This window comes from Coleofasciculus sp. D1-CHI-01 (genome assembly GCF_040218875.1).
Taxonomy (GTDB): Bacteria; Cyanobacteriota; Cyanobacteriia; order Cyanobacteriales; family Coleofasciculaceae; genus Coleofasciculus.
This window is the reverse complement of sequence record NZ_JAVJQP010000061.1, coordinates 1-20,589: the sequence shown is the minus strand read 5'-3', so window position 1 is coordinate 20,589 and position 20,589 is coordinate 1. Positions and strand designations below refer to the sequence as shown.

General features: G+C 45.2%; 15 protein-coding genes, 1 other RNA gene and 1 pseudogene. 7 read left to right on the top strand and 10 right to left on the bottom strand.

Annotation, left to right across the window (positions count from 1 at the left end; translation table 11 throughout):
• Positions 1-288: 288 nt before the first annotated feature.
• The 7 genes from RIB93_RS12095 to RIB93_RS12065 form a co-directional block, all read right to left on the bottom strand.
• Complete coding sequence (locus RIB93_RS12095; RefSeq protein WP_446373020.1) at positions 289-867, bottom strand: Uma2 family endonuclease; 579 nt, start codon at positions 865-867, stop codon at positions 289-291.
• A gap of 256 nt (positions 868-1,123) precedes the next feature.
• Entirely contained in the window at positions 1,124-2,746 is a 1,623-nt protein-coding gene (locus tag RIB93_RS12090; RefSeq protein ID WP_446373019.1) for a hypothetical protein, read from the bottom strand.
• Positions 2,747-3,013: 267 nt separating this feature from the next.
• Positions 3,014-4,738: a diflavin flavoprotein gene (locus tag RIB93_RS12085; RefSeq protein ID WP_446373018.1), complete on the bottom strand. Its 1,725-nt coding sequence runs from the start codon at positions 4,736-4,738 to the stop codon at positions 3,014-3,016.
• Between the two features lie 180 nt (positions 4,739-4,918).
• The gene (locus tag RIB93_RS12080) at positions 4,919-5,296 is read right to left on the bottom strand and encodes a GxxExxY protein (protein WP_446373017.1); all 378 of its coding nucleotides are present in this window, start codon (positions 5,294-5,296) and stop codon (positions 4,919-4,921) included.
• Between the two features lie 42 nt (positions 5,297-5,338).
• Positions 5,339-7,057 carry a diflavin flavoprotein gene (locus RIB93_RS12075; protein WP_446373016.1) on the bottom strand — a complete coding sequence of 573 codons (1,719 nt, stop codon included), beginning with the start codon at positions 7,055-7,057 and terminating at the stop codon, positions 5,339-5,341.
• A 449-nt stretch (positions 7,058-7,506) separates the two neighbouring features.
• Complete coding sequence (locus RIB93_RS12070) at positions 7,507-10,011, bottom strand: S8 family peptidase (RefSeq protein ID WP_446373015.1); 2,505 nt, start codon at positions 10,009-10,011, stop codon at positions 7,507-7,509.
• 6 nt (positions 10,012-10,017) lie between these two features.
• Positions 10,018-11,052 (bottom strand): AAA family ATPase, encoded by a 1,035-nt coding sequence (locus tag RIB93_RS12065; protein WP_446373014.1) that lies wholly within the window; start codon positions 11,050-11,052, stop codon positions 10,018-10,020.
• 404 nt (positions 11,053-11,456) lie between these two features.
• Here RIB93_RS12065 and RIB93_RS12060 point away from each other — a divergent pair, with 404 nt between their 5' ends.
• The 3 genes from RIB93_RS12060 (at position 11,457) to RIB93_RS12050 (ending at position 13,483) form a co-directional block, all read left to right on the top strand.
• Positions 11,457-11,597: a hypothetical protein gene (locus RIB93_RS12060; RefSeq protein ID WP_446373013.1), complete on the top strand. Its 141-nt coding sequence runs from the start codon at positions 11,457-11,459 to the stop codon at positions 11,595-11,597.
• Positions 11,598-11,704: 107 nt separating this feature from the next.
• Complete coding sequence (locus RIB93_RS12055; protein WP_446373012.1) at positions 11,705-12,178, top strand: S-layer homology domain-containing protein; 474 nt, start codon at positions 11,705-11,707, stop codon at positions 12,176-12,178.
• Between the two features lie 270 nt (positions 12,179-12,448).
• Entirely contained in the window at positions 12,449-13,483 is a 1,035-nt protein-coding gene (locus RIB93_RS12050; protein ID WP_446373011.1) for a glutathione S-transferase family protein, read from the top strand.
• 132 nt (positions 13,484-13,615) lie between these two features.
• On the opposite strand, the gene RIB93_RS12045 is transcribed toward RIB93_RS12050, so the two are convergent.
• From RIB93_RS12045 to ssrA, 3 genes are all read right to left on the bottom strand, one after another.
• Positions 13,616-15,277 (bottom strand): adenylate/guanylate cyclase domain-containing protein, encoded by a 1,662-nt coding sequence (locus RIB93_RS12045; protein ID WP_446373010.1) that lies wholly within the window; start codon positions 15,275-15,277, stop codon positions 13,616-13,618.
• A gap of 298 nt (positions 15,278-15,575) precedes the next feature.
• A complete protein-coding gene (locus RIB93_RS12040) occupies positions 15,576-16,616 on the bottom strand; it encodes a helix-turn-helix domain-containing protein (RefSeq protein ID WP_446373009.1) in 1,041 nt (346 codons plus the stop codon).
• Positions 16,617-17,109: 493 nt separating this feature from the next.
• Positions 17,110-17,499: a transfer-messenger RNA gene (gene ssrA / locus RIB93_RS12035) on the bottom strand.
• A 301-nt stretch (positions 17,500-17,800) separates the two neighbouring features.
• Here ssrA and RIB93_RS12030 point away from each other — a divergent pair.
• The 4 genes and pseudogenes from RIB93_RS12030 (at position 17,801) to RIB93_RS12015 (ending at position 20,369) form a co-directional block, all read left to right on the top strand.
• Positions 17,801-18,139, top strand: coding sequence for a P-II family nitrogen regulator (locus tag RIB93_RS12030; protein ID WP_446346227.1), 339 nt, complete (start codon positions 17,801-17,803; stop codon positions 18,137-18,139).
• A gap of 295 nt (positions 18,140-18,434) precedes the next feature.
• Positions 18,435-18,569, top strand: a pseudogene (locus tag RIB93_RS12025) (glycine cleavage T C-terminal barrel domain-containing protein); the annotation flags it as partial.
• Positions 18,570-18,597: 28 nt separating this feature from the next.
• Complete coding sequence (locus RIB93_RS12020; protein WP_446373008.1) at positions 18,598-19,500, top strand: MmgE/PrpD family protein; 903 nt, start codon at positions 18,598-18,600, stop codon at positions 19,498-19,500.
• A gap of 29 nt (positions 19,501-19,529) precedes the next feature.
• Entirely contained in the window at positions 19,530-20,369 is an 840-nt protein-coding gene (locus tag RIB93_RS12015) for an SAM-dependent methyltransferase (RefSeq protein WP_446373007.1), read from the top strand.
• Positions 20,370-20,589: the final 220 nt, after the last annotated feature.

Here is a 20,589-nt window from a genome sequence, read left to right as displayed (position 1 = left end):
CTTTTTCTGTAATTTAGGTATACCTCATAAACCTGCAATCTGCTGTAATTTATTGTTCCCCTGTACCATAAAAGCGAAGCATCCTTTAGTCTCCCCCATGGAACAAAAAGCGAAGCATCCTTTGGTCTCCCCCTTTGGGGGACGGAAGGGGGATCAAAAGGGGGACGGAAGGGGGATCTGAAGGGAAGAGGGGGATCTATAAGGGAAGAGGGGGATCTATAAAAAAAGAGGAGGATCTACACGATAATTGATGGATCAATAATAACAAACTGAACAAATGAGTTAATATCAACCTCCAGCATTAATCACCCTCTCACTCGTTAAATCCAAATCTGGTAGCATCGGTGAAATAATCTGCTGATTACCCTGAAAAACTCGCTCTTCATAAAGCCCTTCTACCCATTCCAAGACTGTAACCTGTTGTTGTATTGGGTCAACAATCCAATATTCGGCAATCCCCCGCGCTGCATATTCAGAACGTTTATACCGATAATCTCGGTCTGCATTTTCCCTTCCGGGTGACACCACCTCAACCACCAACTGAGGCGGGGGCATATCAATCGTTATTGTAGACCGAATTGCCCCCTCTAACGCTGTTGCCAGTTCTTCAGAAAGCACCATTAAATCGGGTAAGCGCGTTGTTGCCCGTGAACCACTCACTACAATTTCTGCCCCGATTCTCAAGCGATAGGAGGGAATGCCTTGTTGGAGGAAATGGCTCAGTAAAAACATGACAATTCGCTGATTTAAATCGCTCTCTGGTGGCATAACAATTAATTCTCCATTAACGAGTTCATACTGGGTATCTGTCCCGTCGTTATAGTTCAGATACTCCTCAAGCGTCATTTTCTGGGATGTGATTGTCATGATGGTTTTGTCTCCTATAAAGATGTATCTATTCAAAAGCTTCTTGAGCGCTGACACCCGCCCGGAGTTCAAACTCCGGGCTAATAGCTCAAGTCAGCTAAAGCTGACTGAATATGGATTTTAGTCCACTTTAGTGGACTTTCGCTTTTGGTTCCTTGGGTTTGAACCTAAGGCGGTTGGTGAGACTTGAGTTTAGCGCTAACTTATAGTGGGAGATGCAAGCGTTGATGGCGCTAAAGCGCAACTACAAACTTCATTACAACCCTAATTCCTCGGCTAAATTATCGGCAATCAACGCATTAATATCTCGAATGGTTATCCCCGCCGCTTGGACAATATCCTGACGATGGAGAAAATCCTGGAAACTGGCATGATAAATACTATAACGGGTTTGTTCTTCAATCCGTTCCTCCCGTAAAAATTGATCCCAATCATCTAAAACTTCCTGCACGGTTAATGCATCTTCTCCCGCAAATTGGGAAATCAGTGAGGATGATACAGGTTTCCGGGCTTCCGCTAAAACATAGACGATTTTAATCTTAGTTCGCGGTAAGGGTTTAGCTGTCATTCCCATGCGTTGCCAATGCTGGTAATAATATTGCTGTAAACCTTGGGGTAAGTTGGCAAGATTTAAATCCTGATACGCGCCAGACTCGATATTTTCCTCGATATCTTCTAAGACATAGCGCAAATACATGAAGTTGCGATCGCTCTTTTGTGCCAGAGTGGTGATAAAGGTGGCTGTGTCTTGTCCCTGATTCTCTACCCATTGTTGTAATGAGGGCTTTTTATGAACCTGTTGCTCAATATAACGCTGTACGTCTTGTAAACTTTCTGCCCCATACTCCATTAAATTAAACAGGTAGGGCTTATTCACGGTTAATGGAACATAAGTCTGGCGTTTTGTCAAGATAAAATAAACGCCATTGGGTAAAGACTGCGGGAGATAGAGAACATTTGCCCCATCCGTCTGACTCTTCATCTCCACCTCATCCAACGCATCCACTGCAATCACGATGGGGGAATAGTGAGGGGCAATTTCGGTTAACAGTCGCGCCAAGAAATTGCCATCGCGGGTATTCTCTGGATGTAAGGGCAAATCATAGCGTAACTGATAGCGTTCAATTAACTGGCGGCAAACACTCTTGAGGAAATCATCAGCGCGATTGATGCCTTGCGATCGCACATTAAAGTATGCCACACATCCGGTCTGTCGCACATATTCGGCTAATATGGCACTTTTGCCTACACCAGGATCAGCTTCAATAATAAAATACCCATTCGGCTGCTGCTGTAAGAAGTCCTGAATCGCCCGAAACACAAACTCGCGCCCAACAAATCCTTCTGTCTTCTCCGCAATCAGGGATTGAAACTGAAGCGGAACCGCCGGATGTGTGGATAACTGGTTATGGATACGTTCTAACCAGCCTTTTATTTCACCCATATCTTGTCCAATAGTTGTCAGGGATGCTTCGATATCCTCAACCGTCACCTGCTGCGTTTTCAAATTAGCGTTAATCTGAGTCAGCAATTGTCCCTGAACAATATCCCGCAATACCGGATTATTCTGCATCTCCACTGCAAAACAGGCACACATCCGTTCAAACAAGCCTACCTGGGGAGTTACAGCCTTAGTTTGGTAATATGCGATCGCATTCTCCTGCTGTAAAATTACCTTGAGTTGTTGACGTACCACCTGAATCGTATCCCCAACCAACGCCCCATCTGGGGTTAGCAGGGAGTCAATATCAACCACAGGTGTCACCGCTAATTCGCCAAATTGCCCCTTTTCCAGCTTCTGCAAATCCGCCTTATTCCCAATAATCCCCGATAGGGCGGCGACAAAAACAAACCCTCCTAACCCGCTAATCAATTCCATCCCATCAGTCTCCTATCCCATAGCCTTAACCTCTATCTTGACATTGACCCAACCGCCATCCTCTAGGATATGTCCAGTAATAGCCATTCGTGGCAAATAAAACATAGAGACATTCCCCCTGAACGCCGCTCAATTATCAACCCAACTTTATCTTCTCCATACCGATAAAACTTGCACCCCAACCGCTAACCCCCTCTGCGTTCCTCTGCGCTTTCCCTCTGCGTTCCTCTGCGTTAAAAAAATACCCCATCCCCCCATCACCTTATACTAATAATGCGTCCCCGACTTGCGATGATGCACCGCCGTTACCCCATCCGATAACACCTTGCCATTGGTCACCACCCCATAAATCAACCAATGATCCCCACATTCCATCCGATTATCCACCGTACATTCCACATACGCCAAAGCATCGCTAAGAATCGGACAACCATTTTCCCCATCCTCTGTCGCCACCCCTGCAAAGCGGTCTTCCCCAGGGGCAAAGGGTTTGAGAAAATGCTTCATTAACCCCAAATGTTTCCCTTCCTCTAAAATATTCACGACAAATTGATCCCCCTGATACATCAACGACTCAATCGCCCGGTCTTTCGCCACCGCAATGGTTAAACCTGGTGGATTAAATGTGGCTTGGGAAATCCAATCTGCCAACATCGCCCCCGTCAGTTCTCCCTGCTTCGCCGTAATCATACAAAGTGACCCAATTAACCGCCCCACAGCCTGTTCTGTGCGGGCAACTTGGGCATCACTGACGGGTTGGCGAGACGTGCGAGATTTCTTGGCTTTCTTCAAGGCTTGGGCAAAATCCGTTCCCGCTTCTTCGGCGTATTTGAGTGTGGCTTCCGTGGGCTTAAACTTAACCCGAATCGTCTCAAAGCCAAACTTATACCCCGCATCCTTAAACTTATTTTCAATCAAATCAATCGCTTCACCACTCCAGCCAAACGACCCAAAAACCCCCGCCAGTTTGGTTTTCGTTGCTGTGGATAAAACAATTCCCAAAGCGGTTTGAATCTGGGTGGGTGCATGACCCCCTAAGGTAGGAGAACCCATAACAAACCCCTCTGCCTTTTCCACAGCAGCGCGAATCTCCTCCGGGTCAGCGATTTCGCAGTTAATCGATTCTACCCCAACTCCAGCCTTAGTAATCCCCCGTGCGATCGCCTGGGCAACGGTTCCGGTATTCCCATAAGCTGAAGCATACAGCAAGGCGACGCTTATGTCTTGGGTTTTTTGCCTCTCACACCATTGGCGATAGGATTGGGTCAGGGGAATTAAGCTGTAGCGTACCAATTGCCCATGACCTGTAGCATACAGCCTTGCTTGCACCTCCTCTACCTTATCCAGTGCCTTTTCCACCTGTCGCGCATGGGGTGCCATAACGCAATCGAAATAATAGCGGCGGTGTTCGCTAATTGTTGTCCAGCCTTCATCCATTACTTGGTCACCACACAGATGGGCACCAAATAACTTATCGGTAAATAGAACTTCGGTGTGCGGGTCGTAGGTACACAGGGCATCGGGCCAACGGGGATTCGGGGTGGGGATAAATTGGAGATGATGACCCTTGCCTAAATCCAGGGTTTCATCGCCCCGTACCACTGTTATTTTTAAATCCGGTGCATCTAAGATACCACGCAGCGCGATCGCACCGGGATTGGAACAGACAAATTGTATCTGAGGGGCGAGTTTGAGTAAGGCTTTTAGGGTAACGCCTCGGTTGGGATTGACGTGACCGAGGATGACATAATCGATTTGTTTGGGGTCGATACGGCGTTGGAGTTCGGTTAAAAAGATTTCGGTGAAGGATTCGCCCGGAGGGTCAATCAGGGCAATTTTATCGGCTTGAATCAGATAGGAATTGGCGGTGGTGCCGCGTTGTAGGGCATATTCGATTTCAAATTTGAGTCTATCCCATGTCCGGGAACGGAGAACAGTGGTGTCGGAGGCGATGGGGAGGACTTGAACGTCGCGAGGGGTAGGAGAGTTCATGGTTGAGTTTGGGGTGAATGTTTTTTTTAACGCAGAGGGACGCAGAGGGAAGCGCAGAGGTTCGCAGAGGGGGTTAGAGGTGGTTGACGACTCGTTTGAGGTTCATGGTTGAGTTTGGGGTGAATGTTTTTTTTAACGCAGAGGGACGCAGAGGGAAGCGCAGAGGTTCGCAGAGGGGGGTTAGAGGTGATTGACGACTCGTTTGATGCCGTCTTTGAGATGGATGACGTTGAAGTTGATTAGGAGTCCGAGTTTTTGGTGGGAGAGTTTGAGGTAGGTTAGGAGTTGGGCGGTGTGGATGGGATGCAGGGTGTCAACGGCTTTGAGTTCAACCATGACTTTGTTTTCGACGAGTAGATCGATTCGATATCCACATTCGAGGCGAATCTCTTCATAGACTAAGGGTAAGGGTTTCTGGGGTTCAAAGTTTAAGCCAGCCTTGTTCAGTTCATATCTCAAACAGGCTTCATAAGCTGACTCCAATAAACCCGGTCCTAACGCCGTGTGTACCTTCATCGCCAACCCAATGACTTTTCCCGACACTTCATTCTCAGTCATCCTCTGCGTACCTCTGCGTTGACCTCTGCGAACCTCTGCGTTTTAATAATAATTCCCCACTTTACGATGGTGAACCGCCGTCAATGCATCCGCCTTAGACACTCGTCCAGCGTCAACAGAGGCGTAGACAATCCAATGGTCACTCAACTCCATCCGACTTTCTACCTTACACTCTACATACGCTAACGCATCGGTGAGAATCGGCAATCCATTCGTCGCTGTTTGCGTCTTCACCCCCTCAAACCGATCGGCACCTGGGGGAAAGCGCTTGAGGAAGTGCTTCATTAACGCCTGATAATTGCCTTCTTCTAAAATATTCAGCACAAAGCGATCGCTAACTTGCATCAAAGACTCAATCGCCCGATCTTTAGCCACCGCAATGGTTAAGCCAAGAGGTTTGAAGCTGGCTTGGGATACCCAGGAGGCTAACATGGCACCGTTGATATCACCTTTGTGGGCGGTAATAATATATAGTCCGCCACTGATCCGTCCTAGGGCTTTGTCGAGATCACTATCCAGGGATTTCCGTTGCTTAATTTCGCGATCGCGGGTGAGGATTTGCCCCATATCTGTTCCGGCTTCTTCGCAGAGTTGATAGGTGGCTTCGGTTGGGGTTTCTTTGACCCGAATCGCGGCAAATCCTTCTTTGAGTCCAAGGTTGCGGAATTGACTCAATAGGGGGTCAATGGGTTCGTCATCTCCGCCATACGATTCAAAGATACCTACGACTTGCTTGGATTTTACAGCAGCCAGAACGGTACTCACGGCGGCGGTAGCGGCTTTATTCGACGCGGGAGGCATCGCAATCGCCAGTCCCCCGGCGCGACTTACGGTTTCCTGGACTTCCTGCGGATCAGCCGATTTTAAGTCCATCATTTCCACACCCACCCCAGTTTTGGTGATGCCTCGGGCAATGGCTTGGGAAAGGCGATCGCTATAACCGTAATCGGACACATAAAAGACGATGACGGAGGTTTCGGCTTTTGCCTGGGCTTTACTCCAGCGCCGATACCGATCCACCCATTCGCCCACATGATTCAATAATAGGGGACCATGACCCGTGGCGACGGTGGTTACCTCTCCCAGCTTATCCATCCGTTTTAGGGCGGAGAGAACGGAACGGGCATTGGGTGCCATTAAGCAGTCGTAGTAGAAACGGAAGTCGGCTTCTATGGCATTAATGTCTTCGTCGTAGGTGCTATCGGAACAGTAGTGCATCCCAAACGCATCACAGGTAAACATGACTTGGGTTCCAGCATCGTAGCTGAAGATGGTGTCGGGCCAATGCAGGTTGGGGGCATTGACAAATTCCAAGACATGACCTTCGCCTAAGTCCAGTTGATCGCCGTTTTTGACGATTTGCTGTTTGAAGGGGTGATGCACCAAGTCTTCTAGGAATTTAATCGCCACTTTTGATCCCACGACAGTAATCTCTGGCGCGAGTTGGACGATATCCTTAACCAAGCCACTGTGATCCGGTTCCGTGTGGCTAATAATCAGATAATCAATCTGGCTGGGGTCAATCAACCCCTTGAGGGTATCTAAGTAAAGTTCACGAAACTTTTCATGGGAGGTATCCACCAGGGCAATTTTCTCACCCCGAATCAGGAACGAGTTATAGGTGGTGCCGTTTTGCAGCCCAAACTCAATATCGAAGCGATCGCGATCCCAGTCTAAGGAACGGATAGCTGTTGTATCTGGCGCGATTTCGCCCGTCTGCATGGTTAAGCGCTTCTGGGTGCGATCGGTGAGTACTACCATTGATGTTGACTCCTGTATCAGCAACGTTTATTAAAACGATTTATATTTTCTTCATTTTTACACGATCAACCCCAGGGGCTTTATCAGAAATCCTTATAGGTGTTGAGTAGAAATACCCATCACGGCTTTTGAGTGAGTCGGATTAACTGCACCAAACCGTCATCATAGAGGATGGGTAGAGTGTAGATAATTCTGCTGGTATTGATACTCGTACTGAACGAAAATTCTATGAACAAGCCTGAAAAAACATTTGAACTGCGTTTGCATCCACGGGCAACTGAGACAGTATCACTCAAGATTCCTACAGACACAGTGGAGTCACTCAAAAAAGTGGTGGCTAGTCGAGATATGTCATTGGATGCTCTATTGAAGTTTTATATTGGTCAAGGATTACGACAGGATTTAGCTAAACTTTTTGGGTCAAGACTGTCGCATTATAGTGATTTACATCAAGCCCCTACTCGTACACGAGCCGCTTTGAGAGTTACTCGATTTCGCAAAGTTTGGTATAACTCTATCTCCTCGGATTTATGCCAAAAGAGAACAACTAAACCATATCGCTGTTTATAGTCAAATCCTGTCGAGAATCTTTGCTGACAACCGACAACCAAATGAATAACTGGTTCCGTCTCACCATCGGGTATTGTGAGTTTCGGTTTTCTTGACCACTTTATCCTTCTAACTTGCAGTGTTGACCACTGAACGTCAGTTTTTGGAGGTCGTAGTTTTATTTCCTTGCCAGGAGGAAGAACATCAACATCTTGTGCGGCATTTCTAGCTCGATATAGTTCCACCTCTTCAGTCGTTAGTCCATGCAATGCCTCTATCCACATTGTATTGGCAAGATACTCTTTTCGACTGGATTGAACTGGCGGGTCATAAGCAAGTGCAACCGTGATACCTCTCTTTCCTTTGGTGGAAAGAAACACTTGAGGAACAGCTACACGATAGATGTGAAGTTTATCTAATTCAACCTCATCCATCGCAATTAAACGAACTTGATTTTTTTTCGACCAAGTTAAGTCGTCTACAGAACATATACCGTAACCCACCAAACGAAGTGTTTCTTTCTCATCCTCTAACCAATCTGGAGGACATGGAGGCGGAATTGTTGCACTACCTACTAATGCACGAATTAAATTTGCAGATGGTTTTTGACCAAGGGTTGTCTCTAGACTGACAGACGCGATCGCACAAGCATGAGCTACATGAGGACAAGCGAAAGAAGTACCATATCTGGCTGTAATAAATCGACCATTTTGCTCTTTCTGAATGGTTGGTTCACCGAGAAAAATGAAAGGTTTCCAACTGGGATTTCCGCCAACTACTGTTTGAATTGCCCAATTGCCACCATAGGCAACAATATCGGGTTTAATAGCAAAATTTTTCGTTCCAGAAGAGAGTCCTGGTCCAATTCTAGTGAAGGGTGCTGGTGCATTAGCTGGCACACCTGCGAAAGCATCTCTTAACCGAGGTCCAGTATTCTGTTGATGATGCCCCAGTGCATCTGATCTAGCTATAGCACCAACGGTAAGAACAAGAGCGGCTGTACTAGGATTACAAATTCTTTGATTCTGATCATTTAATAAATTTTCTCGGATAGCTTTCTGAGCTTCCTCTCTGGTATAAACGGCTTCTGGTATCGGAGGATCTGGACGGTTCCCAGCAGCTTGAACAATAACAATATCTAGTTCTCTCGCTAATTCATCGAGTTTCTCTGCCCACTGAAACTGCCTTTCTAGACGGTAGACTTCATCTCTTGAGGCAATTGAAAGGTTAAATATTGAACACTGCCTTTCATGAACAAAGTATCGAATAGCCTCTTCGATAATCAACTCTGCACGGCGGTTTGCTGGGATATCAACTTCTTCTGAAATACGATTATGGCATAGCACTTTCGCACTACAAATCCTAACTCTAGGTTGCCATTGGTGACTTTCGATACACTTGGCAATATCACCGTGGACAACTAAACCTGCAACCGAGGTTCCATGACCATTCAAGTCAGTTGTCGTGTTTTCTCCAGTATCAAAATCTCGCTCTTCAATCACCCAATTTACCAGCAATGGATGTCCTGATACCACACCACTATCTACTACACAGACAAGGGGATCGTCATCCAAAGGAATTGGGACAGGATCAGGAAGTGTAATCTCATCAAAGATTTGCGAGTAAGCTTGTGACAATTTAGGAGGAAGATCAACACGAGCAACCCAGTCCAACTCTAGAAGAGCTTCAGCTAACTGTCTGGAACCATAAACTTTAATTAGGAGTAAACTGGATGTGCGTACTTCCTCTGTTAATGCACCGCCATAATTTGCACACATTGAGCGGATGTCACTTAGTACCTTGCGAGCATCTAAAGGATCTCCAGGATGCCAAAGATCAACATCTACATAGAATGACTCAACGTCAGGAAATCCCTCTTCACGAAGACGCACCCCAATTCTTTCATCTCGTGATATAGAACGCACGGCTTGTAGAGCGTCACAAAAATTTTGCCTCATACCTAGAGGCAAAACTTCACGATTATTAGCTTCTGTTCTGTAGAGTCGAATTTCTTCTTGTAAATGCTGACGAGATGTTTCAGTAGGAAATTGAACAAGAAACCGATATCGCTCTTGGTTTCCAACTTTATCCTTATATTCGCTAACAACCCAAGCTCCAAAACGCTGCTCAAAAATATCTCGCAGATCAAGATTGACACTCCCGAACTCTAAAACGAAAAGTTTGGAAGGCTCTATTCCACAACCTTGACGAACTTGAGATATTTGTTGAACTGCCTCAGTTATATCTTGAGAAACGTCTTGAGCATGTTGATGAAAGTCTTCTGGTATGGGAGGTTTTGGTCTGGGAAACTTATTGTTTGGTCGCCGCCTCTCGGGTTGACGTTTTACATCCCGAACAAACTCAATGTGCAAATACTGACCCGAACCCGGTTGAAGTGTTGGCATAATTTCTTAATCTTTATCAATTGTTGCCATAGGACTGTTATATGCTTTTTCCAGGATAGCCTTACGATAAGAATATCGAGAGACAGCTTCTGCCACATCTTCCTGGGTGATTTGCCGAGTACCCTGAATAGCACATGACTTACGGATATCGAGACAAACTCGCTCGGCATCTGCATAAGTTGAGTCGGAGAGATGACTCACAATTTCATTGACTTGTGACGCTTTAAATTTTAGAGGGACTAGTCTTTTTTTGACCAACTGATTAAGCTGCTGATTCGTCGGTTTCTCAAAACGAATTATATCATCAAACCTTCTCCAAGCGGCTGGATCTAAAGCCTGCTCAAAGTTTGTTGCCGCAATGATCAGTGATCTGCCACTGAAGTTATCCACAATTTGGAGATATGAATTAACAACTCGCTTAATCTCACTATGCTCTGTCGGATCATCCCGCGAACGACCAATAGCGTCAAACTCATCAAAAAACATCACCCACTGTCCTCTTTGAGCATAGTCAAAGACTCTGCGGAGATTAGCAGCTGTTTCACCTAGCAGTGATGAAACAACAGCATCAAAGCGAACATATAGCAGAGGCAATCCTAATTCTGCGGCAATGGCTTCGGCTGCTGCTGTTTTACCGCATCCAGATGGACCGCAAAACAAAACCCGTCGCACTGGAAGCAAACCATTCGCCTCCAGCACTTCCCATTCCCGAAATTCACGCATAAGCCTCTCAATAGAATGCCGGATCTCTTGGCTCAAAATCAGATCATCCAGATAACGGCTAGTCCACTTTGTTTCAAGTAATCCGACTCCCTTGTCGGCATCTCGCGGAATAGGTTCAAACAGTGTCAAATTAGACGGTTGTCCTTGTTCTATATACCCGTTCCCATTCTTCAGTATTCGCTCTAGCTCGTTTGCCAAAACAATATGATGCTTCTTTCTCTCCTGTTCAATAATTTCTGCCGCCGCTTCACGGAAAGCTCGGTCATCACGCTTTTGGTAGCTCTGTAGGAGTTTTTTTAACAGATCTGCTCTTGCCATTGTTCTCTTTATACGCTACCCAAGCGTCGTTAACCTAATAGGAAAAACATAGTTTGCACTATCCTCAACTGTATTTAGGATTTAACTGGTGTTGAGATAGGCTATAGCTTCACAAATTAGTTCAATTGTACTACAAAAGGAATGCTAAAACTATTAAGATTTGATGATCAACAGGACGATTATCTCCTTTGGCTCAACTGTAGATAGGCTATCATCTTTAGGTGCGATCGCCTGATGGCTCATTATCACATTTTTACAATGCCTGTATTGCATCCAAGCAGAACATTAATACAATACTTCAAGTCAATTCGTCGCAGATAGAATCAAAGCAAAATTCCCTATCTGAGTAAATAAAATAGACCTTGAAACACTGGGGTCTTTAGGTTGAAGCCCATTAAGCTGATGTGGATTTAAATTGGGTATTCCCTATTCCCTGTTACACACCGAGCGAAGCCGAGGTGTTCCCCGTTCCCTTTGTCGAATTTAAGGATGTCAACCTAAATCCTGAACAGCTTACTGAAAAGAGCGATCGCGCCTCTACCTAAAGTCATAAAAACCCCCAATCCAATCATACTCTTAAGTTAGAGGCAGATAGGAGCTTATTTTTGCTAAAAGATACCCAATACATCAAAATATTAGAGAATTGGGTGCTATGAAAAACACTATACTTTCTTCTGTCCAACACCTTAAACCAATTTTTTCCTGGCTATCGGTCGGACTCTTTGCCAGTGCTATTGGTGGAAGTATTGCCCCACCTGTCAAGGCACAGAACTACTCAGATATCCAAGGTCATTGGGCTGAACAATGTATTCAAGGATTGACTCAGCAAGGAGTAGTCAGTGGTTATCCCGATCAAACCTTTAAACCAAATAATATGATTACTCGCGCTGAATATGCGGCGATGATTGACCAGGCATTTCCGAATACCGCCTTAGAACGAAATGCGATTAATTTTAAAGATGTCTCCGCCTCCTATTGGGGTCAAGATGCGATTCAAAATACCTATCGCAAAGGATTTCTCTCTGGATATCCGGGTCAAGTCTTTAAACCCAATGATTTGATTGTACGGGTAGAAGCCTTTGTCGCCCTCGCTAACGTTTGTTTGGTGTGCTTTGGTGTTGGATGATCGGCAGGAAAAGCCAACAGTAGCTAGATTATCATTCCGGGATGCGATCGCGATCGCTACTATTCGCCGCTATTCGATACAGTAGGGATGTGACATAGCTAACGTGGTGGAATAGATTTTGCTGATAAACCAGTTGTAGTTGTAGGTTGGGTTGACGACAGGAAACCCAACAGAATATAGGATATAGGGCTAAAGCCCTTACTACGAACCCAAGCTAATCCATCAAACTAGATGTGTCACGCCAGTAAGATACAATTCAATTCTTCACTCATGGCAACATCTTCTTGGAAACCTAAAGGTAAATCTCTCCCATCAACCGTGATTATCCGGTTGGGCAAGTTTGTCTGGACAACAATGTGGCAGATTATGATGTCCAAACTAGCACCACCCAGCAAAAAGGGAGAATACATTCGCCCAGAGAGTCAGTTTAGACAGACGATTGGTACAGACGCCGGAAATCCCTATCCACCCGCCCCAGGGCGCTATACTCTGTTTGTGGGACTCGGATGTCCTTGGGCGCATCGGACGCTTGTTGTTAGGGCGCTGAAGGGATTGGATGAGGTGATTGGAGTATCGATTGTCTCGCCATCTTCAGATCAGGGAATCTGGGTGTTTGAGAAACCCGAAGAAGGCTGTCACACGTTGCCGGAATTATATCAGTTAGCCCAATCCGGTTACAGTGGACGTTCGACGGTGCCAGTTTTGTGGGATAACCAGACGAAAACGATAGTTAATAATGAGAGTGCCGAGATTATTGTTATACTCAACTCTCAGTTTAATCAGTTCGCAAAGAATTCTGCACTCGACTTGTATCCAGAGGATCTGAAGTCCGCGATCGCTGAGTGGAATGATAAAATTTACCATACGGTGAATAATGGCGTTTATCGCTGCGGTTTTGCCCAATCTCAAGAGGCTTATGATCAAGCCTGTGATGAATTGTTTACGACACTCAATGAAATTGATGCGGTATTAGAGACAAATCGCTATTTATGTGGGGATAGAGTGACGTTGGCAGATGTGCGTCTATTTACAACCCTATTCCGCTTTGATATTGTTTACTATGGACTCTTTAAGTGCAACCGTCGCCGGATTAAAGACTATCAAAACTTAGGCGTTTACCTGCGCGATTTGTATCAGCTTCCGGGGGTTGCGGATACCTGTGATTTGGAGAGTGTTAAGCGAGATTATTATGGGAATTTGTTTCCGCTGAATCCTGGCGGAATTATCCCTAGTGGTCCCGATGTGTCTAGCCTTATGGAACCTCATAGTCGAGAGACTGTGGGCAAAGCTTCAGTGAGAAGCTAAGTAGGGTCTGCTGAATAAGTCTTGTGGTGGGAATAGGGAATAGGCAATAGGCAATAGTTTCAACATCTCGACTTACAAAGAACGTTTGCCATGGTAAAAGTTCCTGGTAAAATTTTGTCCAACGTCTAGTAGTTAAGATGGGCTAAGTGTAGTTACTAGACCACCATTCTCGCACAATACGTCCGTCGCGTTATAGTGCTGCCACAAAACCCGATAGAGATGTAAAGGCGAAGTCTTACCCTTCACCCAAACAGGTGGTATTTTTTCGAGGGGAATACTCGGATCACCCAGCTTATCAAATGTACTTTGAGCGATTAAAATTTGCCCAGCTTGAGCCACGTCACAAATTCGACTGCTCACATTCGTTGTATCACCAATTGTGGCATATTGAATCATATTTTTAGAACCAATATTTCCAGCCGCGACTGTGCCTGTATTCAAACCAATGTGAATTTGAATCGGTTGTCGGTTTTCGCGAATCCATTTCTGATTTAAGCGAGAAACTGCCCATTGCATTTCAATCGCTGCTTGTACCGCTAAATCCACATCATTGGGTTGGCGATACGGTGCGCCCCAAATTGCTAGAATTCCATCACCGATGTACTTTTCTAACGTTCCTTCGTAAGGAAAAACAATCTCTTCTACAATGACTTGGAAATACTCATTCAGCATTTCAACAATCTGACGCGGTTCCATTTCCGCCGACATTTGCGTATAGTTGCTAATATCGGCAAACAAAGCCGTCACTTCTGTCTCCACCGTGGCTAAATTACCTTCTTCCCGTAACTTGCGACTCACAGATTGAGGAAAGAATCGTTCCAACTTTGCCCTCATTACTTCCTGTTCCTGCATCTTTTTATACAGGCGGGAATTTTCAATCGCGATCGCGGCTTGGTTGGCTAGACACGTTAAAAACTCTAAATCTTCATCGGAATAGATATCAGTCATTGATAAATTATCCACATACAATACCCCAATCACCTCATCTGCGGGCTTCAGAGGAACACACATTGCGGCATGAATCCCTTGTTCGACAATAGAGATTGAATCGTTAAATAAGCCATCTTTGCGAGCATCACCCGTGAGAATTGCATCCCCCTGATGACGGACAAAATTAGTAATTTTACTACTGTAAAAATTCTCGTCAGTCGGGATGCCAGAGCGCCAGTTTACAGCTTTTTGTTCCAGAACACCACTGATTTGATTAACCATCAAAATAGTGACGCGATCGATATGCATAATTTCAAATAGCAAATCGACGATTTTTTGCAGCAATTGATCGGGATCTTCGGGAGAGGATAATTGTTTACTGACTTCCAGCAAAATTTGCAATTTATCAACCGTTCGTTGATGAGCATCCTGCTGCTTCAGTTTAATAATAGAGTTTTCTGACTTATCAGATTGCAATAAATCAGTGATGGCAATTCTAGTTTTTTCCGGAGAGACTTGCTTGACAATTGATATTTCAGTATCACTGTCTGATGATACAGTGTTCTCAACCCTAGGGATTTGCTGTACAAACTTAAACGATACATCCCCTAAACGAATAAAATCTCCATCCTTAAGTTGACATTGTTCAACTTTAAACTCATTCACAAACGTACCATTGAGGCTATTGAGATCCCGCAGTATCACAGCGTCAGGGGAGAGCAAAATCTGAGCGTGGTAACGGGAAAGATAGGTATGGTCAACTACAATAGTGTTATCCTCTTCCCGCCCAATCGTATTCGCGCCCCAACTTAATGGATAGATTTGCTTGTGCAAGATTTCACAAGTACAGATTAAGTAAGTCACTTTTTTAAAGAGGTAAGACTGTTAAAAAATAGTCTTATTTAATGTTCCTATTTCACTATTCTGGCTACAGGGATTCTTTCAGATAGATATGTGTTAGGAGTTGGTGAGGAATTGGTAAAGAGTCTATAAAGTGGTCATTCGTCATACTCGCTTTCATCGAGAAGCAAGCTACGTCATTCGTCCTTTGTTAATTGTTCATGGTTCCACCGAAAATTTTATTCTCTCCCTCATCTTCCCCATCTTCCCCATCTTCCCCATCTCCCTCATCTTCCCTATCTCCCCTATCTTCTCCATCTCATTAACACGGAAATGCCTCAGGGGGAGCAATATCAGCTCCTGCTTGTACACCACCAGTTTGACTCGATTTAATCCCAGGCGTATGAGTAGATTGGCTAGTTTCAGCTTTTGGAGACATAGAGTTTTGACCCGAAGGAACAGGTTCAGGTTCCGCTGTGTTTTGGGGTGCAGATTGTTGGTTCGACATCCAGTTGAGTCCTCCCACTGCTCCTGCAATCAATGTGGCGTAACCTAGATATAAATGAACCGATTTAAGGTGAAACCCTGTCGCTACTGGATCTTTATACCAGGAAGGAATCACAGACTTGACCGGATCAATTTCCGGCAAAGACAAGGCTAACCCTACACCATCTAACCCCAGTGCATAACCAAGCCGGCGAATAAAACCACGAATATAAATATCCTCGGGTAGTTGCGCCAGACTACCCGTTTCTAATGCTTCAATTTGATGAATGGGAACTAAGGTTTGGCGATGTAGTTGCTGAAGGCTCAAAGAGCGGGATTTACGCGCTCGTCGCAGTTGTTGACCAATTTGCTGCAACATCTCTTCCCGTTCTAGGGAAAGCTTTTGCGCGGCTAATTCTGCTTTAGTGAGTTTTTTACGCGACTGAGTTTCCCCAATCTCTCGATCTGCTAAACTGGGCGATAAGTTTGTCTCAACCCTATGGGACATCGTTTCTTTCGAGCCAATGGGACATTCCCTCTCTTCAGTTTGGGGAATCTCCAACTCCTCCTCTTCGGTTTCTGTCGGTTGATTCATTCCGTCAGAAGCCACAGGAGTCACAGGAACAACCTTATACTGTCTGGCAAATTCCTGAAATGTCAACCTGACTGCTTCTCGCCCCACCGCCTTGACCAGAATATGGGCGTTGCTTGAGGCTTCTCCTAACATCGTTTGTAACCCAGCCATGGTGCGGCGGTAAACTTCACTATCGATGAGTTCCGCCTCAATCTGATTCAGAATAGACCGCAATCCTTCCTGAGAAAGTTCAAGGGTTGAGCTATCGATAGAACCATTACCATACGTAGGTTGCATTACCATAACTTGCTCTTGCTCGTTGTTGTTTACATATTTAAGGATGAGGTACTCCAGAGTCAGGGATTCGGTTGGATAGGATGAATTACCTACTCCTTTTGGGCGGTCAAATCCTAGCATCCTTACCTCCAACATTATTGAATGAACACCAAAGCCGGAGTTTGGAGTTCATTCATCTGACCCGCAACAATTGTTAATAAATTGATAAGGGTACCGAAGGCGTTTGATTACCTTTTTCTGTCATCAAGGCATTCATCCGGATAATCTGATACTAAATCCGGGTTAACTATTTCCTTTTTGGTAAGGACAAGGCAGATGGCAGATGGCAGATGGCAGAAGGCTTCCAGGAAACAGCACCCCGGTGATACAGGAGGTTAATGAAGCAGATTTGGTATGAATTATGGCAAACTAATCAACGTATGATCCAACGTATGATCAATGATAAAAACCCCTTCATGCTAGATGAAGGGGTCTTATTGCATCTGAAAATTGAATTTAGGAATGGAGCCTACGGGAATTGAACCCGTGTCCGCATTGGGTATTTACCTACCGATCATTCACAGGTTTAGCCCTTCTCATCCTCAGGGCGGGAACCATCCATTATCCCGGATGGTGGGATGCTTTGGTTAGGTCTTTGCTAGCCAGCCGACCAAAGACAGCTAACTAGCGCATCCGTTGGGGTTGTGTCCTTAGCCCTTAACGGAGTCAGACTAAGAACGCTCGAACCTATAAGAGGTGTTTAAGCGGCTACAGGAGCTGCCTTACGAGCAAAAGGAACGATGTTGTTCGCAGTTACTTTTGTTTGAGTCCGGGATTTACGAGAGAAGACTCACTCTCGACCTGTATCACGGGTTGGCTTTCACCAACACGTCGAAACCATTAAGGCCCCCTGTGATATATTCTCATTTTAATCAAAAGTTTAGCGATCGACCACCGTAGCCTGAGGATGTGTTGAGTGTTGAGGAAAGTAGGGGCGGGTTTAGGGATTGTCGCACAAGCTATTGATGGTAACCTTTGTACAAAACCCGCCCTGACTGAGTGTTGACCCCCTGGGAATTGACGATTGGCAACCGATAACGCTTACTACACCAGAAAAAACTGTATTCAATGTTACAAAAATTTCATTGGTGGGAGTGTAAAACGTGTCATGCTGGTTACATATAAAGAAACGTAAGTGAGGAGCTAGAATCTTGAAAAAGGTAGAAGCGATTATTCGACCATTTAAGCTCGATGAAGTTAAAATCGTCCTCGTCAACGCGGGAATCGTCGGCATGACGGTTTCGGAAGTTCGAGGATTTGGACGCCAAAAAGGTCAAACCGAACGCTATCGCGGTTCCGAGTACACCGTCGAGTTCCTGCAAAAGCTCAAGGTGGAGATTGTCGTCGAAGATTCCCAAGTTGATATGGTCGTTGAAAAAGTGATTGATGCGGCTCGCACGGGTGAAATTGGCGACGGAAAAATCTTCATCAGTCCCGTTGAGGAAATTGTCCGGATCAGGACGGGTGAACGGAATCTGGAAGCTGTTTAAACTAACGGCTACTAACTATAAGGCGGGACAAGATGAAGAAAAAGGGCGATTTGTTCATAAGCGAATGAAATAACTTAGAGTGGGATGAAAAAAGGAGAGAAACAGCTTCTGAGGCACTCCTTAAAAAACATCTCACAACTCTTTTCTAGATGCGGCAATACCGACGCATCTTGTTTCGCCTTATAAAAGCTTGAATCATGGCTTCTTCTGCATCTACAGAGTTGCCTGCTATCCACGTTAAGCAATAATTGTAAAGGTCGTTATAATTCTCCCGCCAGAGCAGCCAAAAAGTATCGCGATCGCACTTGCCCATTGTCCCACATCCCTCGCCAAGATAGGTCAACCGTTAGAGGTAGAATTTCGCGGTAATACTTATCCCGCCGTTGTCGTCAAAAAACCCTTTTATCGTGCCAAAAAACCTTCCGATTAATCCCCTACAACCTTAACAGGGAAAGAACATGGAAAATTTAGAAATTTTGCCATCCCTATCTCAATGGGCTACTAATCTCACATTTGCAAGGATACCCAAAGCAGCCGTTGAAGCAGCGAAGAGATCAATTATTGATACCTTTGCGGTTGGTTGTGCCGGATCAACCTGGAGTACAATAACAGCACTCAAAAAAAGTAGCCAAGAGTTGTATCAAGGCTCAAGTGCTGATTGTCTGGATTTTCAAACAACTCTATCCCCTGTGGGAGCGGCACTTCTTAACAGCGCAGCCTGTCATGTCTTGGATTATGATGATACATTTTACCCAGGCGTTTTACACCCTTCTACAGTAGTTTTCCCATCAGCATTAGCCTTAGCACAATCGGTAAGGAGTGATGGTCAATCACTGCTAACAGCATTTATCGCTGGCTTAGAAGCCGAATGTATTCTCGGTAAGATGGTTCAAGATACTCTCTACAACCAAGGCTGGTTTCCCACTGTAGTTTTAGGTGTAGTCGGTTCAGCAATTGCTGCATCCCATCTGTTGAAACTATCGGCGATTCAAACCAGCTATGCGGTTAATATCGCACTCAGTCAAAGTAGCCTTTTGCCAAAAAGGGGAACACCTGTTAGACCCTATCTTGTGGGTCGTGCCGCCGCAATTGGTGTAGAATCCGCGTATATTGCTCAGGCAGGGATTAACTTAGATGTTGATGCCTTTGCTCATGCCTGTCATCAACTTTTTTCACAGATTAATCCTCACCTAAATTTTGATGTCAGTCTGGTCAAACAGCTTGGCAAGATTTGGTCTTTAGTCGAACCGGGCTTTGCACTCAAAAGGTATCCCGTTTGCTCATCAGCCCAGGCAGCTAGTGAATGTTTGCAGAACGTAGTCACACAGCACGAGCTTGATCCTGCTGATATTCAATATTGAAAAAAAATTCCAGGAACCGCTGTTAGAAAATGTCAACCCCTAATTCTGCGTTCGAGTCAATCGATTGGCATCAATATCGAGTAGACTATATCTATAACGAACTCAAGGAACTTGGTAAAACTGGGGATACTTTGAGTGTCGAAGATTTGATTCCTTTTGATCAATTCCATCCCCTCTCCACTACAGCACTTGATGAAGCGGTCAAACAACTAGGAATTTTACCATCTACTCACGTACTTGATATTGGTGCAGGGGTTGGGGGACCAGCGCGTTACCTAGCTCATCAATATGGATGTTCTGTGACAGGGGTTGAACTTCACCCCCAGATGTGTGCGGCTGCAATTGAATTGACCCAAAAAACAGGTTTATCCGAACAAGTTAATTTTCTCCAGGGAGATATTACAACTATCGACCTGAATGGTCAAACCTTTGACCACTGGATTTCTATTGGGGTTTTTCTGCATATTCCAGACCGTTCTACCTTATTTTCAACTTGTTTTCGCCTACTGAAACCGGGTGGGAGTGGTTATATTGAAGACTTTTTTGAGCGCCAACCCCTCACTGCTGATGAGAAAGTCCAATTGACAGAAACCCTTGCCTGTCCTTATTTACCAAATCGTGACCAATATCTGGCAGACTTAGCGGCGGCTGGCTTTGTCGATTTACACTTTGAGGACGTGACTCACTTATGGCAACCTTGGGAAATTCAAAGACCTGTAGATTTTGAGCAAAGCAAATCCCGGCATCTGCGCGTCCATGGTGATCAAGTTGTTCAAAGTATGAGGCATCGTTACCAAGTTTGGGCAGAACTTTTTCAACGGGGCAATATCGGAGGCGCGAGAATTCGTTGTCAACGCCCGAATGCCTAAGTTGGAATGTGTTGAATAGGTTGATAGTTGAAACTTTAGGAGATAATTGATACTGTAGGGGCGACCCGCTTGCACTAATTAGGGGCTGCTGAATAAGTGTTGTGGTGAGGGGGAGCTGGGGAAGCTGGGGAAGCTGGGGGAGCTGGGGGAGCAAGGGTACATTTTCCCTGAGTAAGGTGATGCCATACTTATGAAGGATGCTACCCCATTTCCTTGCACT

Coding starts and splice junctions, on each gene's coding strand:
- RIB93_RS12095 (WP_446373020.1), bottom strand. CDS start 867: ATGACAATCACATCCCAGAAAATGACGCTTGAGGAGTATCTGAACTAT.
- RIB93_RS12090 (WP_446373019.1), bottom strand. CDS start 2,746: ATGGAATTGATTAGCGGGTTAGGAGGGTTTGTTTTTGTCGCCGCCCTA.
- RIB93_RS12085 (WP_446373018.1), bottom strand. CDS start 4,738: ATGAACTCTCCTACCCCTCGCGACGTTCAAGTCCTCCCCATCGCCTCC.
- RIB93_RS12080 (WP_446373017.1), bottom strand. CDS start 5,296: ATGACTGAGAATGAAGTGTCGGGAAAAGTCATTGGGTTGGCGATGAAG.
- RIB93_RS12075 (WP_446373016.1), bottom strand. CDS start 7,057: ATGGTAGTACTCACCGATCGCACCCAGAAGCGCTTAACCATGCAGACG.
- RIB93_RS12070 (WP_446373015.1), bottom strand. CDS start 10,011: ATGCCAACACTTCAACCGGGTTCGGGTCAGTATTTGCACATTGAGTTT.
- RIB93_RS12065 (WP_446373014.1), bottom strand. CDS start 11,052: ATGGCAAGAGCAGATCTGTTAAAAAAACTCCTACAGAGCTACCAAAAG.
- RIB93_RS12055 (WP_446373012.1), top strand. CDS start 11,705: ATGAAAAACACTATACTTTCTTCTGTCCAACACCTTAAACCAATTTTT.
- RIB93_RS12050 (WP_446373011.1), top strand. CDS start 12,449: ATGGCAACATCTTCTTGGAAACCTAAAGGTAAATCTCTCCCATCAACC.
- RIB93_RS12040 (WP_446373009.1), bottom strand. CDS start 16,616: ATGGTAATGCAACCTACGTATGGTAATGGTTCTATCGATAGCTCAACC.
- RIB93_RS12020 (WP_446373008.1), top strand. CDS start 18,598: ATGGAAAATTTAGAAATTTTGCCATCCCTATCTCAATGGGCTACTAAT.
- RIB93_RS12015 (WP_446373007.1), top strand. CDS start 19,530: ATGTCAACCCCTAATTCTGCGTTCGAGTCAATCGATTGGCATCAATAT.